The sequence below is a fragment of the Aeromonas sp. 604176 genome, from assembly GCF_049170755.1.
GTDB lineage: Bacteria > Pseudomonadota > Gammaproteobacteria > Enterobacterales > Aeromonadaceae > Aeromonas > Aeromonas veronii_A.
This window is the reverse complement of record NZ_JAAKNE010000104.1, coordinates 1-15,443: the sequence shown is the minus strand read 5'-3', so window position 1 is coordinate 15,443 and position 15,443 is coordinate 1. Positions and strand designations below refer to the sequence as shown.

The following is a 15,443-nucleotide window of genomic DNA, read 5'->3' as shown; positions in this document are numbered from 1 at the left end:
AGATTGCTAGAATGGCCGAAAACAAGGAGGCCAAGATGGACTTGCGACTGAGACCCTACAAGGGAAAACGCCCGCAACTGGGCAAACGGGTGTATGTAGACCCCTGCGCGACACTGGTGGGCGATATCGAACTGGCCGACGACGCCAGCATCTGGCCCATGGTGGCGGCGCGGGGGGATGTGAACCATATCCGCATCGGCGCCCGCAGCAATATTCAGGACGGCACCGTATTGCACCTGACCCGCAAGAGCGCCAGCAATCCGACCGGCTATCCGCTGCTGATTGGTGAAGATGTCACTGTGGGTCACAAGGCGATGCTTCACGGCTGCACCATCGGCAACCGGGTGCTGGTCGGCATGGGTGCCATTCTGCTTGATGGCGTCGTGGTTGAAGATGATGTGATGATCGGCGCAGGTTCGCTGGTGCCACCGGGCAAGCGACTCGAGTCGGGCTTTCTATATATAGGGAATCCCGTCAAACAGGCTCGTCCGCTCAAGCCCGCCGAGATCGCCTTCCTCAAGACCTCGGCCGACAACTATGTCCTGCTCAAGGATGAGTATCTGCAAGAGACCTGATAGGGCTGGCAAAAGCAGGAAGCCCGGCATAATGCCGGGCTTCGCTTCTTATATAGCTATATAACCGTGCAAAACGGCTGACCGAAAATCAGTGGGCCTGATCCCAGTTGTCGCCGGTACCCGCTTCAACCAGCAGCGGCACATGCAGTTCGGCAGCAGCCGACATCTTCTCCTTGATGATGGCGATGTACTCCTCCAGCTTCTCTTCGCGGATCTCGAACACCAGTTCATCGTGTACCTGCATCAGCATGCGGATCGACTCATCCTCGATACCGCGAATCCAGCTGTCCACGTTGATCATGGCGCGCTTGATGATATCGGCGGCCGTGCCCTGCATCGGGGCGTTGATGGCGGCCCGTTCGGCTGCCTTGCGCAGACCAGCGTTGCGGGACTTGATATCCGGCAGATAGAGGCGACGACCAAACAGGGTCTCGACATAACCCTGAGCTTCCGCCTGCTGGCGGGTACGCTCCATATACTCCAGCACGCCCGGGTAGCGTTCGAAGTAGAGATCCATGTACTTCTGCGCCTCGGCACGGCCGATACCCAACTGCTTGGCCAGACCGAAGGCACTCATGCCGTAGATGAGGCCAAAGTTGATCGCCTTGGCGCTGCGGCGCATGTCGGTGGTGACCGCATCGAGCGCCACGCCGAATACCTCGGCGGCAGTCGCCTTGTGGATGTCCTTACCCTCGGCAAAGGCGGTCAGCAGCCCCTTGTCACCGGAGAGATGCGCCATGATGCGCAGCTCGATCTGGGAATAGTCCGCCGCCACCAACTTGTAACCGGCGCTCGGAATAAAGGCCTGACGGATCCGGCGCCCCTGCTCGTTGCGCACCGGGATGTTCTGCAGGTTGGGATCAGATGATGACAAACGGCCCGTAGCCGCTACCGCCTGATGATAGGAGGTGTGCACCCGCCCGGTCCGGGGCTTGATCATCAGCGGCAACTTGTCGGTGTAAGTGGACTTGAGCTTGGCCAGACCGCGATGTTCCATCAGCAGTTGCGGCAGCTCATAGGTCTCCGCCAGCTCGGCCAGCACCTCTTCTGCGGTGGACGGTGCCCCCTTCGGAGTCTTTTTGATGATCGGCAGGCCCAGCTTGGTGAAGAGGATCTCCCCAAGCTGCTTGGGTGAGGAGAGGTTGAACTCCTGTCCAGCCAGCTCATGGGCCTGCTTCTCCAGCTCCGCCAGACGCACTTCGATCTCCTGGCTCTGCTGGTGCAGCAACTTGGGATCGATGGTGGTGCCGAGCAACTCCATCCGCGCCAATACCGGCAGCAGCGGCAGCTCGATCTCGCTGAATACCCTAGCAAGGCCCGGTACGGCCTCCAGCTGACTCCACAGGGTCTGGTGCAGGCGCAAAGTGATATCGGCATCTTCCGCCGCATAGGGGGCAGCCTGCTCCAGCTCGATCTGGTTGAAGGTGAGCTGTTTCACTCCTTTGCCCGCGATATCTTCAAAGGAGGTGGTCTCGACCCCGAGGTAACGCTTGGCCAGCGAATCCATGTCGTGACGGCTGGCGGTTGAGTTGAGCACGTAGGACTCGAGCATGGTGTCGTAGGCGATGCCCTGCAGGTCGATGTCATGGTTGAGCAGCACGTTGCGATCGTACTTGAGATTCTGCCCCACCTTGAGACGGGTCGGATCTTCCAGCAGCGGTTTGAGCTTGCCCAACACCACAGCCTCGCTCAGCTGTAACGGTGCCCCCAGATAGTCATGGCCAAACGGCACATAAGCAGCCTTGCCCGGCTCAACCGCGAAGGAGACGCCGACGATCCGCGCCTCCATATAGTCGAGACTGGTGGTTTCGGTATCGAAGGCAAACAACGGTGCCGCTTTCAGCTGTTCCAGCCAGCCGTCAAACTCGGCTTCGTCCAGAATGCAGCGGTAGTCGGTTTCGATGGCGGCAACCGGAGCGGCGCTCTCATCGCCAGCCTCGTCTTGTCCGGCGCTCTCGCTGCCCTCTTCACCACCGGATTCCAGCTCCTTGATCAGGTTGCGCAGCTCGTATTCGCGATAGACCGCCAGCAGGGACTCCTTGTCGACCGGCTTGAGCAACAGCTCTTCCAGACTCTGTTCCAGCTCGACATCGGTCTTGATGGTCGCCAGTCGATAGGAGAGGCGCACCTGCTCTTCCTGCTCGCGGAACTTGTCGGCGAACGCCTTGGAGCCGCGGAAACCGAGCGCAGCCACCTTGTCGAGGTTGGCGGCGATCTCGTCGATGCTGCCGATCCCCTGCAGCAGGGCCAGTGCGGTCTTCTCGCCGACACCGGTCATGCCGGGGATGTTGTCCACCTTGTCCCCCATCAGGGCCAGATAGTCGATGATGAGCTCGGGCGGTACGCCAAACTTCTCGATCACCCCTTCCCGATCGGTCTTCACATCTTTCATGGTGTCGATCAGGGTGACATGGTCGGAGACCAGCTGTGCCATATCCTTGTCACCGGTGCTGATCAGCACCGGCAGCTGCTTCTCGGTCGCCTGGCGGGCCAGGGTGCCGATCACGTCGTCGGCCTCCACCCCCTCCACCATCAGGAAGGGGAAACCCATCGCCTTGATCATCTGGTGGATAGGGGCAACCTGGCTGCGCAGATCGTCCGGCATGCTGGCGCGGGTCGCCTTGTACTCGGGATAGATGTCGTCGCGGAAGGTCTTGCCCTTGGCATCAAACACCACGGCCACATGACAGTCAGGATATTGCTTGCGCAGGCTGCGCATCATGTTGGCCATGACACGGACGGCGCCGCTCGGCAAACCGGTCGATGTGCGCAGATCAGCCTGCTGGGAGGCGAAGAAGGCGCGGTAAAGATACGAGGAGCCGTCGACCAGAATAAGGGGGTTGCTAGGGGCCATGAAATCGTCCTGCCAGAGATAAACAGCCGCTAGGATGCCACAGGGCCCCCCTCACACCAAGGGGCGCAGCAACAGCACACAGCGCCTGATAAAGGGACTCAATCTGTGGATAACTCTGTGTTCAAAAATGGGGCGCATCAGAGTGCACAGTGATAAAACTGTGCATAAGAATATAAAAAGCCATTAAAAACAATGAATTGAGATCGTAAAAACAGATCGCAAGACAGTTGGAATGATCTCGATCAATGTGGAAAAAGATTTAAGGGAGTAGGTACGGCAGGATCCAAAACGAAACAATCCTAGCACAGCAAGATGACTTGACCAGCGGAGGGCGAGCGATAACCATACAAAAGTACAACAATCCATCCTGGCTCACATTTTCAACAACGAGGAGTTTGCCATGAAAAAAGTGGCCGTGATTTTGAGTGGCTGCGGTGTCTTTGACGGGGCCGAAATCCACGAGGCCGTAATCAGCCTGCTGGCGTTGGCCCGTCAGGGAGCCGCCGTCCAGTGCTTCGCCCCGAACGTGGCGCAGCTCCATGTCATCAACCACCTGACCGGTGAAGTGAGCGAGGGAGAGAACCGCAATGTGCTGGTCGAAGCGGCCCGCATCTGCCGTGGCCAGATAAAGGATGTGGCCGAGCTGGATGCGGCCGATTACGACGCGCTGCTGGTGCCCGGCGGCTTTGGCGCAGCCAAGAACCTGTGCGACTTCGCCATCCGGGGGGCCGAGTGCCAGATCCAGCCCGATGTGCTGAAAGCGTGCCAGAGCTTTGCCAAAGCCAACAAGCCGGCCGCGTATATCTGCATCGCGCCCGCCATGATCCCGCTGATATATGGCGCCGGGACGCTGGCGACCATAGGCCATGACGAGAGTACCGCCAACGCCATCGAGGCGATGGGTGGCAGCCATCTCAACTGCCCGGTCAACGAGTTCGTAGTGGATCAGGAGCGCAAGGTGATCTCCACCCCCGCCTACATGCTGGCCAACAATATTGTCGAGGCGGCGGACGGCATCGAGAAGACAGTCAAGCAGCTGCTGGCGCTATAATCCTCACCCAGCCAAAAACAGACGGGCCGCTCATGGAGCGGCCCGTTTTCAATTCTGCCTGAAGGCGATGAATTAGATGGTTTCGCCCATCTGATCCATTTTGCCCAGCAGGGCACGCAGACGCTCCTGCCATGCAGTGTGCTCGTTGCGCAGCTGATGGTTCTCGTCTTGCAGCTTGCTGTTCTGCTCTTTCAGCTCGTCCAGCTCCATCTTCAGCAGGGAGATGTTGTCGACAGCGGATTGTACTTTGGATTCGAGTTGCTCAAGGACTTCTAGTGACATATGCATACCTGTTTGTTCAATTGCGATGCCCCACAGAGGGCGATTCAAGCGCGTGAAGCCAGCATACCCCGAGCGCATCGGCACAAACAAGCCAGTGCGCTGTAAAATGCGCCTTCCATAGATGTATTGTCTAAATATGCGTCTATTTTTCTCGCATCCTGCGCCAGAGCCGCGACAACACTCTAAACCGTACCTAAAAAGCGCCGCTACCAACGCATCATTGATGCCATCCTGATGGCACGGTCGCTATCCATGCAAGGCGATATAAGCCCCCAGCAACAGACAGGCGACGACATACATCAGCAGGCCGTAGAGCAGGTTCCAGCGCAGGATCAGCCCGGCACTGAGGTTGTAGCGGGAGGCCAGCGCCAGATTGGATCCGGAGAGCGGACTGGTGCCGGTGGCAAGCCCCCATCCCAGCAGGAAACACATGCCGAGCAGGCTGGGATCCGGCGCCAGCGGCCAGAGCAGCGGCGCCAGCCCGGAGATACTGATGAGCGGATGTACCCCGACGATGGCCACCAGCAGGATCAGCAGCAGAGTGAGGGATGCCTCAAGCCAGCCAAAGTGGTTGAACAGCGGCAGACCGTGACCGGAGCCGAAATCGATGACCGACAGCGCACTGTTGATGCCTGCCGCCAGCAAACCGGCCCCCAGAAACAACACCAGCTGACCGCCGATGGCGGGAAAGCGTTCCACCACCTGCCGCTTGAGGGCCGCCTTGCGCCCAACCCTCGGCATAAAGAGCAGCGCCAGCAGTGGGGCCACCAGCGCGATCACTGCCAGAATGCCAAGCTGGGGCCAGATCTGCTTGATGAGGAGCACCAGCAGCGCCAGCGTGACCGGCAACCCCAGGGTCTGCAGCCGCAGCGGATAACCGGCAAAATCGGCCACTCCGATCCGCTCCACCTGCCAGGCGGTCAGCCCCATCGCCAGCAAGGCGGCGAGGATCCCGAACGGCAGAATATGGGAGAGTTGCAAACCCGGCGCATAGGTCAGTGCTACCGCCATGGCGACAAAGAAGGGTGACCAGAAGGCGGCGGCACAGAAGATCCGGCTCAGTACCATCACCTGACGCCGCTCCAGGGTGCCATTGCGCTCCAGCCGATCGCCGATGATAAAGAGCACCGAGAGGTTGATGACCGCCCCCAGCAGATTGAGGCTGGCCATGGTGCTCCACAGCCCCTTGCGCCCGGTCCAGGAGGTGGTGCCGGTCAGCAAGCCGGAAGTGGCAAGGTTGAGGGTGCTCACCGCGGCAAACATGGTGAGCATATTGATATTGGGCAGCAGCCAGTCACCGGCAATGAGGGTCGCGCCCTGCCACCAGGAGAAGATCAACAGCAGCAGGGCGGCACTATACAGGGCCAGCGCCTGCCGCCTGGCGGCCCCTACCAGCCAGGGCCAGGTGAGCAGTGACGCCCCCCAGGCTGCAATGGCCGCGGGCCAGGGGGAGAGACCCAGATAGAGATGAAGCAGGTTGAGCAGCCACATCCCCAAAATCAGATAACCCGACCAGCGTTTGGCCATCGACGCCTCCGGTCAGGAGATCAGAGACACTGATCCATATCCAGTGAAGGCTTGTCGCACTCCGGACGGCCGACGATCTTGGCGGGTACGCCAGCAACCGTGGTATGAGGTGGCACCGGGTTGATCACCACGCTGCCCGCGCCAATTTTGGCACCCACGCCCACTTCGATATTGCCGAGCACCTTGGCGCCCGCCCCTATCATCACCCCTTCGCGGATCTTGGGGTGGCGATCGCCGCTCTCCTTGCCGGTACCACCGAGGGTCACGCTCTGCAGGATGGAGACATCATCTTCAATCACCGCCGTCTCGCCCACCACTATGCCGGTGGCATGGTCAAACATGATCCCCTTGCCGATGCGGGCAGCCGGGTGCACATCCACCCCGAACACCACCGAGATCTGGTTTTGCAGATAAAGGGCCAGCGAGCGGCGCCCCTGACGCCACAGCCAGTTGGCGACCCGATAGCCCTGCAGGGCATGGAACCCCTTGAGGTAAAGCAGCGGGGTGGAGAAGAGATCGACCGCAGGATCGCGCTCCTGCACGGCGCAGATGTCGGCCGCCACTACCGTCAGCAACTCGGGCTCGCTGCGCAGGGCCAGCTCGATCACCTCGCGCAGAGCGATGGCGGGCATGGTGGCGCTGTCGAGTTTGTTGGCCAGCTGGAAGCTGAGGGCCGAACGCAGATTCTTGTGATTTAGAATGGTGGAGTGGAAGAAGCTGGCCAGCATCGGCTCCTGGGCCGCCATGCACTCCGCTTCTTGCTGAATTTTGTGCCAGGTTTTGGCAACCAGTTCATCCATGTTGCAGCCTACTGTTGTTCTGGGTGAGGGCTCTGTTGTTCTTTTGTCAGCACCGAGATGGGGTCCATGTGGATGATGACATCCATCCGCTCGAATGCCTGGCGTACCGCCAGCTCGGCTTCATCGGCGATCTGATGGGCCTTGACCAGGGGGATCTGATCATCCAGTTCCAGATGCAACTGTACGAATCGGGTCGGCCCGGATTGACGGGTGCGCAGGTCATGTACGCCGTGTACACCTTCTACGGCACAGCAGAGCGCCATTATTCTCGCTTGTTCTTCCGCTGGCAACTGACGATCGAGCAGGGCCTGCACCGACTCGTAGCCGATATGTCCCGCCCCCCACAACAGGAACAACCCGATCAGGATGGCAAACAGGCCGTCAGCCCAGTACCACCCCTGCCCCGCCAGCACCAGCGCCAGCAAGACACCGGCGTTGAGCAGCAGATCGGAGCGGTAGTGCAACATGTCCGCCTTGATGGCCACGCTGTTGGTCTTGCGAATAACGAAACTCTGGAAACTGACCAGCAGAAGGGTCAGCACAATGGAACCGCCACTAACCCAGAGACCCGCCTCTAACCGTTCAATAGGTGCCTGTTTGAGCAGGGAGGAGATGCCGTGCATCACCAGCAGCAATGCGGAACCGGAGATAAAGGCCGACTGGATCAGCCCCGCCAGAGACTCCGCCTTGCCGTGACCGAAGCGGTGTTCATCATCGGCGGGGGCCAGCGCATAGCGAATGGCCAGCAGGTTGATGATGGAGGCACTCACATCCATAAAAGAGTCGGTGAGCGACGCCAGCAGGGTCGACGAGTCTGTCATCAGCCAGGCGATCAGTTTGCCGATGATGAGCAGGGTGGCAGTCGTGACGGCCGCCATGCTGGCAAAGGTAACCCAACGGGAATATTGTTGATGGCTCAAAACCGGCTTTCCTCTGGCGATGAAAAACTTATTATACCCTGACCCCGGCGTCAGTTTGGCGCGAAAATCTGCGGAATAACACCCGATGAACAGAATACTCCTGGTCGACGACGATCTTGAATTGACCCAGCTGCTCACCGAAATTCTGACCCTGGAAGGATTTCAGGTCACGGTCGCCGAGGATGGTGAAGAGGGGCTGCAACGGCTGGCGGAGCAGGGCTTCGATCTGGTGCTGCTGGACGTGATGATGCCCAAACTCAACGGCTTTGCCATGCTGACCAAGCTGCGCAAGACCCATGAAACCCCGGTGCTGATGTTGACCGCTCGTGGCGACAGCCAGGATCGGGTTAACGGTCTGGAAGCGGGTGCCGACGACTATCTGGCCAAGCCGTTCGACGATCGGGAGCTGCTGGCCCGGGTTCGCGCCATCCTGCGCCGTACCCAGAGTGCCCCGCCCCAGCGTGGCAGCTCCTCCGACGAAGTGCACTTCATGGATATCGTGCTGCAACCCGGCCTGCAGCAGGCCCGCTGCGGCGTACAACTGCTGGAGCTGACCGCCACCGAATTCGGGCTGCTGGAGTGCCTGCTGCGCAATCCCGGCCAGATTGTCAGCAAGAGCCACCTCTCCGAACAGGTGCTTGGCAAGAAGCTGGAGCCCTTCGATCGGGCCATCGACATGCACCTGAGCAACCTGCGCAAGAAGCTGCCGGACCGCAGTGATGGCCAGCCCCGCTTCAAAACCGTACGGGGGCGCGGTTACCTGTGGCTAGAGCAAGAATAAAGAGTACCAGCTCCCTCAACGGCATATCGACCCACATCTTCCTCTGGTTCTGGTTCATGCTGCTGGTGATGCTGGCCGCCGTGATCAGCCTGCCCACTCTGGATCCTCGCAACCAGATCCCGCTGCCGACCCATGAGGCGGTGCGAATGCAGAAAAATGTGCAGGCCCTGCTCAACGCTGCCGATCCGAATCAGGATTTCGATCTGGCCAAAACGATGGACAAGATCGCCATGCTCCCGGTGGACAATGTCTACCTGCGCGACGAGAGGGGGCAGATCCAGTCCACCACCCATCCGCGCAAGTTTGTGGTGCGCTTTATGGTGGACGCCGATGACCCGGCCAAACCCATGCTGGGCAACGAGGATCGCAAGGCGATCGCTGGTCCCTTCCTGATGGAGCACCGCGGCCATCGCTATCACGTCTATTTCGGCCTCAATGCCGAGAACCCCTACCTGTTCCTGTTCATACAGGTGCTGGATCACCCGATCCGCATTCTGGGCATCTCGATGCTGGTCAGCACCCCGCTCTGCCTGCTGCTCGCCTGGCGGCTGACCCGCCCCATCCTGCAGTTGCAGAAGTCGGTCTCCCAACTGGCGGCTGGCAATCTGGAGGTACAGATCCCCAACCTGGGACGGGGCGACGAGATCGGCCAGCTGGCGGATAACGTCAGCCGCATGGTGGAGACACTCAAGAGCATGATCCAGAAGCAGAAACAGCTGCTTTCCGATATCTCCCACGAGCTGCGCAGCCCCCTCACCCGGATGCAACTGGCGCAGGCGCTGATCCGCCGCAAGCAGGGTGACAGCGCCGAGCTGGCGCGGATCGAATCGGAGATCGGACGGCTGGACAAGCTGATCGGCGATCTGTTGGATCTGTCGCGGGTGCAGCAGCATGTGGAGGCACCGGTGGTGCACCCGCTGGCCGACCTGCTGGAGCCCATCCTCGAAGATGCCATGTTCGAGGCAAACCAGAGCGGCAAACAGCTCAGACTGCCGCCACTGCCCGCAGAGTCGATCCAGATGTGGCCCGAGCTGCTGGCCCGGGCGGTGGAGAACCCCCTGCGCAACGCCCTCAAGTATGCCCGCGAGTTCATCAAGGTGGACTGGTATCGGGAGGGACTGGAGTGGGTGATGACCATTCGGGATGACGGCCCCGGGGTGCCTGACGAGCAGCAGGCGCTGCTGTTCCAGCCCTTCTTCCGGGTCGATGATGCCCGCAACGCCAAGACTGGCGGCACCGGGCTGGGGCTGGCCATAGCCTCGGAGGCAATACAGCGCCACGGCGGCACCATTGCGGCCAGCAACAATCACCCGACCGGGCTGACCATCACCATCCGCTTGCCCATCGCCTGATCCTTTTCATCCGGACGGGCGCTGGGTATGCTGGCGCCCCTTCTTGGCTTTACATCTCTTTGCAGGAGCTCGTCATGCTCGATATCGTCCTCTACCAGCCGGAAATTCCGCCCAACACCGGCAATATCATCCGGCTCTGCGCCAATACCGGTTACCGGCTCCACCTGATCGAGCCGCTGGGATTTGAGTGGGATGACAAGCGGGTAAAGCGGGCGGGACTCGACTATCACGAGTTTGCTGAGGTGAAGCGCTGGCCGAGCTATGAGGCTTTTCTGGCAGCCGTGGCGCCCAAACGGGTGTTTGCCTGCACCACCAAGGGGCGCACCGCGCACTCGGCAGCACAATATGCCCTTGGCGACGCCCTGCTGTTTGGCCCGGAGAGTCGCGGCCTGCCCATCGAGATCATCGAGAGTCTGCCATTCGAGCAGCGGCTGCGCATCCCTATGGTGCCCCAGAGCCGCAGCATGAACCTCTCCAACGCGGTGTCTGTATTTGTCTACGAGAGCTGGCGCCAGCTCGGCTACGACGGTGCCATGTAAGCGCCACCGATGATCAGTGGCGGGCGTCGAGCAGATGCCCGCTGCGCTCCAGCCGCCAGCAAGTGACCCCCAGCGACAGACCGCGCCCCACCATCAGCGCCGCCATCGCCGCCCATAGCGCGGCCACGCCCCACGACTGACAGAGCCACCAGATCGGGAAGAAGCCGCCAAACGCGGCCAGCAACATGCTGTTGCGCATCTCCCGCGCCCGGGTCGCCCCGATGAACACGCCATCCAGCAGAAAGCACCAGACCGCCAGCAAGGGCATGGCGATCAGCCAGGGAAGCTGACGATGTGCCTCCGCCACCACGGCCGGAATGTCGGTGATATAGCCGATAAGGTGGGCACCAAAGAGGGCAAACACCAGGGTAAAACCACTGGCGATGAGGGCGGCCCAGCCTAGATTGAGCACGATGGCCTCCCGCAGTTTCTGCCGATCCTGCTGACCGATGGCTCGTCCTACCATGGCCTCCACCGCATAGGCAAAACCATCGAGTCCGTAGGAGATGAGCATCAGGAAGTTGAGCAGCACCGCATTGGCGGCCACCGCCACATCCCCCAGTCGTGCCCCTTGCAGAGTCATAAAGGCGAAGCAGAGCTGCAAACAGAGGGAGCGCAGGAAGATATCGCGGTTGAGACCGAGCAGCCGCACCATGGGCGCGAGCTGTCGCCAGCGCTGCCAGCCATCCTGCCACACCGTCGGTGCCAGTTGCCGCAGCTGACGGCGTACCAGCCAGATACCGACTGCCAGCGCGCAGTAGTCCGCCATGACCGAGGCCGCCGCCACACCCCGCACCTGCCAGCAGAGCCCCAGCACAAACAGAGCATCGAGCGCCATATTGACCAGATTGGTGAGGATCAACATCACCATGGGGCTGCGGGCATCCTGCATCCCCAACAGCCAGCCCATGATCACCAGATTGCAGAGCGCCGCCGGGGCGCTCCAGATCCGCACCGCCACATATTGGCCCGCATAAAGCTGCACCTCGGGCGAGCCGCCACTCAGGGCGATCAACCGTGGCAACAGGGGGAAGAGCAACAACAGCAGCGCCAGACCGAGAGCAATGGCCAGCCCCAGCGCCCGCAGCAGGGTATCGAGCTGGGCACGACCGTCGGCGGCGCCGTGCGCCTGCGCCGTCAGTCCGGTGGTCGACATCCGCAAAAAACCGAGCAACCAGAAGATGAGGTTGATCAGGGTCGCGCCGACCGAAACGCCCCCCAGAAACCAGGCCTGACCGAGATGACCGATCACCCAGGTGTCCACCAGCCCCAGCAAGGGGGTGGTGATATTGGAGAAGACCATGGGCAGAGCGAGCGCAAAGACGGCGCGGTGGCGAGAGGGATCTCGCCACCAGGGGGCAACAGCTGGGGTCACGCTCAGTGGCCTGCCAGCTTCAGAATGCGGGCGAAGTCAGAGAGCATGGTGGCCATCTGCACTCTGGGCACCTGACCCGGCGCCACCTGCGGGCGGAACACCGCCTGCAGCTTGCCCTTGGGATTGATGAGCACGATGGAAGCGGAGTGATCGATCAGGTAATCCTTCTCCCCCTGATTGGCGATGGAGTAGATCAGCCCCAGATTGCGCACGAACGGGAACAGCTTGTCGTGGGGGGCAGTGGCCGCCTTGAACTCGGGATTGAAGAAGGCGGTATAGGTCTTGAGACGGGGAATGTCGTCACGCTGGGGATCCGCCGAGATAAACACCACCTGACTGTCGGGCGCCATCTTCTTCAGCTGGTCATAGACGGAGCGCATATCTGCCAGCGTGGTGGGGCAGATATCGGGGCAGAAGGTGTAGCCGACAAACAGGAAGGTCCAGTGCCCCTTCAGGTTGGCAGGGGTGAACGGCTGGTTGTCCGCATCGGTAAAGGCGAAATCATTGATGTCCCGCCCCGCTGGATAGTAGTCGGCCTGTTCCGGCTGCTCTGGCTGCGTGGCGTAGAACACCAGGATCAGGCAGGCTGTCAGCAGCAGAAAGAGCAGGGGATAGCGGAGCTTCATCATAACAAGAGACCCTTTCAGTTCGAGGCAGATGGCCAGCAGTGACCGGACAAGAGGGGGCATTGTACCCCAGCGAGCCGCCAAGGTGGTTCAACCTTGTGCAACGCCCTGTCAGGAGTCGACCATTTGGCATAATTAATCGCCAGTTGCGGCCATAAAAAAACCGGCCCCCTCGGGTGCCGGTTATGGATGGATTTGTTGGTCTCTTCTGCTCAGGGGCGAGCGTTACGCCCCTGCTGCAACATCTTGCCGATGGCCCGCACGCCGATGGGAATCACGGGGGCCAGCCAGCCCTCTTCCCCCTGGCGATCACCGTGACCCCGTTTGAACAGCAGCACCAGACGCACCACCTTCTCTTTCGGGCATCCCAGCCAGAGCGTCCAGTGCGAACCACGATGGTGCAGCCAGAGACCGTAAAACCAGGTCATCCGGCTACCTTTGACAAAACGGGTGATTGACGATTCCGCTGGCGCAGCCCCAGCCTCTGAATCCCATGGCGATCTTGATGCCATACCAGTCCTCCTTGACCGACAGGTCATGTTGCTTCGTCGGCCTGAACTGGGAACAGGCCCGTCACGACTATCTGCAACCATTACGAGTGGTCCCCTTTGCCCGACAAGGCTCGGGATCTCCCCACTCCCCCTTCATATCCCGTGAAGGTGTACAGCCCGATTCTCGTTGTTACCGGCCCTCCCGTCCTGCGCATTGCGATGGTCAGAGGGAGGTGCCAAGCCCTGTCTCGGCGACAGGGCACTGATCTGAGCATATATCTGAAATGGATGATTGGTAGCCGATCGCGCAGGACAAAAATGCCGCAACCGATGATCTGTTTGATGTGACAAGGAAAGTGCGCCAGAAACAGCACGGCCTCCCGAAGGAGGCCGTGTGGCAAACGCAGTTGGCGGGGATAATTACATCCAGTTGGCGTTGCGGATCACCCCGACCGCCAGCCCTTCGATGGTGAGCTGCTGACAGGAGAGGTCCACCTCGATGGGGGAGAGCTCTTCATTTTCCGGCAGCAGCCATACCTGACTGCCCTTGCGCTGGAAGCGCTTGACGGTGACATCCTCATCGAGACGGGCGACAACCACCTGACCGTTGCGCACCTCCTGAGTCTTGTGCACCGCCAGCAGATCGCCATCCAGAATGCCGATGTTCTTCATGCTCATCCCCTGTACCCGCAGCAGAAAATCTGCGCGCGGGTGGAACAGGGCGGGATCAACCTGATAGTGGCTCTCGATATGCTCCTGAGCCAGGATGGGTTCACCGGCAGCCACCTTGCCGATGAGCGGCAGGCCGCTCTCTTCCAGCACCTCTTCCTCTTCGAGCAGCAGGCGAATGCCGCGGGACGTGCCCGGCATGATCTCGATGACCCCTTTTTTGGCCAGGGCCTTCAGATGTTCTTCGGCCGCATTGGCCGACTTGAAACCAAGCTTCTGGGCAATCTCGGCACGAGTCGGCGGCATACCGGTCTCGCTCATGTTCACCTTGATCAGCTCCAGCACTTCGGCCTGGCGGGGGGTAAGGGGTTTCATAGAATTGGCACCTGTCTTTTTATACAGCACACTGGCAGTATATACAGTGCAGTGGCCAAGGCAAGGCGCAGCTGACATTTGTCGCGACCAACCCCTCATTTACTACTGTTTTGATCCTGCGCAGCCGACTCATCGTACCTCTCGGCGACAAGGGGCTGTCGATTTGCTATGCTCACGCCGCATTTTTTTGGAGAGCAGACGCACATGTCCCTAGGACAGAAGATTTCCAGAGCCATCTTGCAATGGCCGGTCAGCGGCTTGGTCAATCACAAGAGCCTGCCGGAAAATCCCATCACAGAACTCAATCTGGATCCGGCCAGACCCATCGTCTATGCCCTGAAAACCAGTTCGATCACCGACCTGATGACCCTGCAGCAGTGCTGCGAGGATCTCGGTCTGCCCGGCCCCTTCACGCCGCTGGAACTGAACGGCCAGCTGCTGCCGCGCTATGTCTGTCTGGATCGTCCGCCTCCCCTGTTTGGCAAACGCAGCAAACCGCTCCCCTTCCTGCAGGAGTTCCACCAGCTGCTGGATCTGCACAAGCAGGATCCCGAGCTGGATATCCAGGTGGTGCCCGTCACCCTGTTCTGGGGCCGCGCTCCGGGTCGGGAAGGGGAAGAAGCCTCCGGCCTCAACATCATCAGCAGCCTGGCGCCGAACCGGCTGAAGAAGGCGCTCATCGTGATCCTCAAGGGTCGCGAGAATCTGGTGCGCTTCTCGCCGCCCCTCTCCCTGCGCTACATGGCCGACAAGCACGGCACCGACGAGGCGATCGCCCACAAGCTGGCGCGAGTGGCCCGTACCCACTTCAGCCGCCAGCAGCTGGCCGCTACCGGCCCGAAACTGCCGAACCGCAACCTGCTGTTCAAGCAGTTGCTCGACTCCGCGGTGATCCAGCAGGCGATTGAAGAGGAAGCCCAGCGCGAGGGGATCAGCCTCGAGAAGGCGCAAAAGCGCGCCCATGGCTACATGGACGAGATCGCCTCCAACTTCTCCTACCGGCTGATCCGCCTGGGCGAGAGCTTCCTCGGCTGGCTGTGGAACAAGCTCTACCGCGGGCTCTCCGTCAATGGCGCCGAGAAGGTACGCCAGCTGGCACAAGAGGGACACGAGATCGTCTACGTTCCCTGCCACCGCAGCCACATGGACTACCTGCTGCTCTCCTACGTCATCTATCACCAGGGGATGGTGCCGCCCCATATCGCGGCGGGCATCAACCTCAACTT

General features: G+C 60.6%; 15 protein-coding genes. 6 read left to right on the top strand and 9 right to left on the bottom strand.

What is annotated here, in order from left to right:
* Positions 1 to 35 precede the first annotated feature (35 nt).
* Positions 36 to 575, top strand: a complete 540-nt coding sequence (locus tag G5358_RS16465; RefSeq protein WP_108541386.1) for a gamma carbonic anhydrase family protein — start codon at positions 36 to 38, stop codon at positions 573 to 575.
* Positions 576 to 663: 88 nt separating this feature from the next.
* On the opposite strand, the gene polA is transcribed toward G5358_RS16465, so the two are convergent.
* Positions 664 to 3,429 (bottom strand): DNA polymerase I, encoded by a 2,766-nt coding sequence (polA, locus tag G5358_RS16460; protein WP_216952357.1) that lies wholly within the window; start codon positions 3,427 to 3,429, stop codon positions 664 to 666.
* A gap of 400 nt (positions 3,430 to 3,829) precedes the next feature.
* Here polA and elbB point away from each other — a divergent pair, with 400 nt between their 5' ends.
* Positions 3,830 to 4,480 carry an isoprenoid biosynthesis glyoxalase ElbB gene (gene elbB / locus G5358_RS16455; protein ID WP_216952358.1) on the top strand — a complete coding sequence of 217 codons (651 nt, stop codon included), beginning with the start codon at positions 3,830 to 3,832 and terminating at the stop codon, positions 4,478 to 4,480.
* Positions 4,481 to 4,552: 72 nt separating this feature from the next.
* On the opposite strand, the gene G5358_RS16450 is transcribed toward elbB, so the two are convergent.
* From G5358_RS16450 to G5358_RS16435, 4 genes are all read right to left on the bottom strand, one after another.
* Positions 4,553 to 4,762, bottom strand: coding sequence for a cell division protein ZapB (locus G5358_RS16450; protein ID WP_005339554.1), 210 nt, complete (start codon positions 4,760 to 4,762; stop codon positions 4,553 to 4,555).
* Positions 4,763 to 5,008: 246 nt separating this feature from the next.
* The gene (locus G5358_RS16445) at positions 5,009 to 6,289 is read right to left on the bottom strand and encodes a hypothetical protein (protein WP_216952359.1); all 1,281 of its coding nucleotides are present in this window, start codon (positions 6,287 to 6,289) and stop codon (positions 5,009 to 5,011) included.
* Between the two features lie 20 nt (positions 6,290 to 6,309).
* The gene (gene cysE, locus G5358_RS16440) at positions 6,310 to 7,089 is read right to left on the bottom strand and encodes a serine O-acetyltransferase (protein WP_005339552.1); all 780 of its coding nucleotides are present in this window, start codon (positions 7,087 to 7,089) and stop codon (positions 6,310 to 6,312) included.
* A gap of 8 nt (positions 7,090 to 7,097) precedes the next feature.
* Positions 7,098 to 8,009 (bottom strand): cation diffusion facilitator family transporter, encoded by a 912-nt coding sequence (locus G5358_RS16435; protein WP_216952360.1) that lies wholly within the window; start codon positions 8,007 to 8,009, stop codon positions 7,098 to 7,100.
* Positions 8,010 to 8,094: 85 nt separating this feature from the next.
* Here G5358_RS16435 and G5358_RS16430 point away from each other — a divergent pair, with 85 nt between their 5' ends.
* The 3 genes from G5358_RS16430 to trmL all read left to right on the top strand — a co-directional run bounded on the left by G5358_RS16430 (position 8,095) and on the right by trmL (position 10,681).
* Positions 8,095 to 8,790 (top strand): response regulator, encoded by a 696-nt coding sequence (locus G5358_RS16430; RefSeq protein WP_216952361.1) that lies wholly within the window; start codon positions 8,095 to 8,097, stop codon positions 8,788 to 8,790.
* Positions 8,772 to 10,142 (top strand): ATP-binding protein, encoded by a 1,371-nt coding sequence (locus G5358_RS16425; protein WP_410170594.1) that lies wholly within the window; start codon positions 8,772 to 8,774, stop codon positions 10,140 to 10,142. The genes G5358_RS16430 and G5358_RS16425 overlap by 19 nt, the downstream gene beginning before the upstream one ends.
* A gap of 74 nt (positions 10,143 to 10,216) precedes the next feature.
* Complete coding sequence (gene trmL / locus G5358_RS16420) at positions 10,217 to 10,681, top strand: tRNA (uridine(34)/cytosine(34)/5-carboxymethylaminomethyluridine(34)-2'-O)-methyltransferase TrmL (RefSeq protein ID WP_005339545.1); 465 nt, start codon at positions 10,217 to 10,219, stop codon at positions 10,679 to 10,681.
* 13 nt (positions 10,682 to 10,694) lie between these two features.
* Here the strand turns inward: trmL and dinF are convergent, their stop codons facing one another.
* The 4 genes from dinF to lexA form a co-directional block, all read right to left on the bottom strand.
* Positions 10,695 to 12,056 (bottom strand): MATE family efflux transporter DinF, encoded by a 1,362-nt coding sequence (gene dinF / locus G5358_RS16415; protein ID WP_421324496.1) that lies wholly within the window; start codon positions 12,054 to 12,056, stop codon positions 10,695 to 10,697.
* A 2-nt stretch (positions 12,057 to 12,058) separates the two neighbouring features.
* Positions 12,059 to 12,685, bottom strand: coding sequence for an SCO family protein (locus G5358_RS16410; protein WP_005339543.1), 627 nt, complete (start codon positions 12,683 to 12,685; stop codon positions 12,059 to 12,061).
* A gap of 209 nt (positions 12,686 to 12,894) precedes the next feature.
* Positions 12,895 to 13,110 carry a hypothetical protein gene (locus tag G5358_RS16405; RefSeq protein WP_019446524.1) on the bottom strand — a complete coding sequence of 72 codons (216 nt, stop codon included), beginning with the start codon at positions 13,108 to 13,110 and terminating at the stop codon, positions 12,895 to 12,897.
* 483 nt (positions 13,111 to 13,593) lie between these two features.
* Complete coding sequence (lexA, locus tag G5358_RS16400) at positions 13,594 to 14,217, bottom strand: transcriptional repressor LexA (protein ID WP_421324494.1); 624 nt, start codon at positions 14,215 to 14,217, stop codon at positions 13,594 to 13,596.
* Positions 14,218 to 14,421: 204 nt separating this feature from the next.
* Between lexA and G5358_RS16395 the strand changes: the two genes are divergently transcribed.
* The coding region (locus G5358_RS16395) for a 1-acyl-sn-glycerol-3-phosphate acyltransferase (protein ID WP_421324493.1) at positions 14,422 to 15,443 on the top strand (1,022 nt) is incomplete at its 3' end.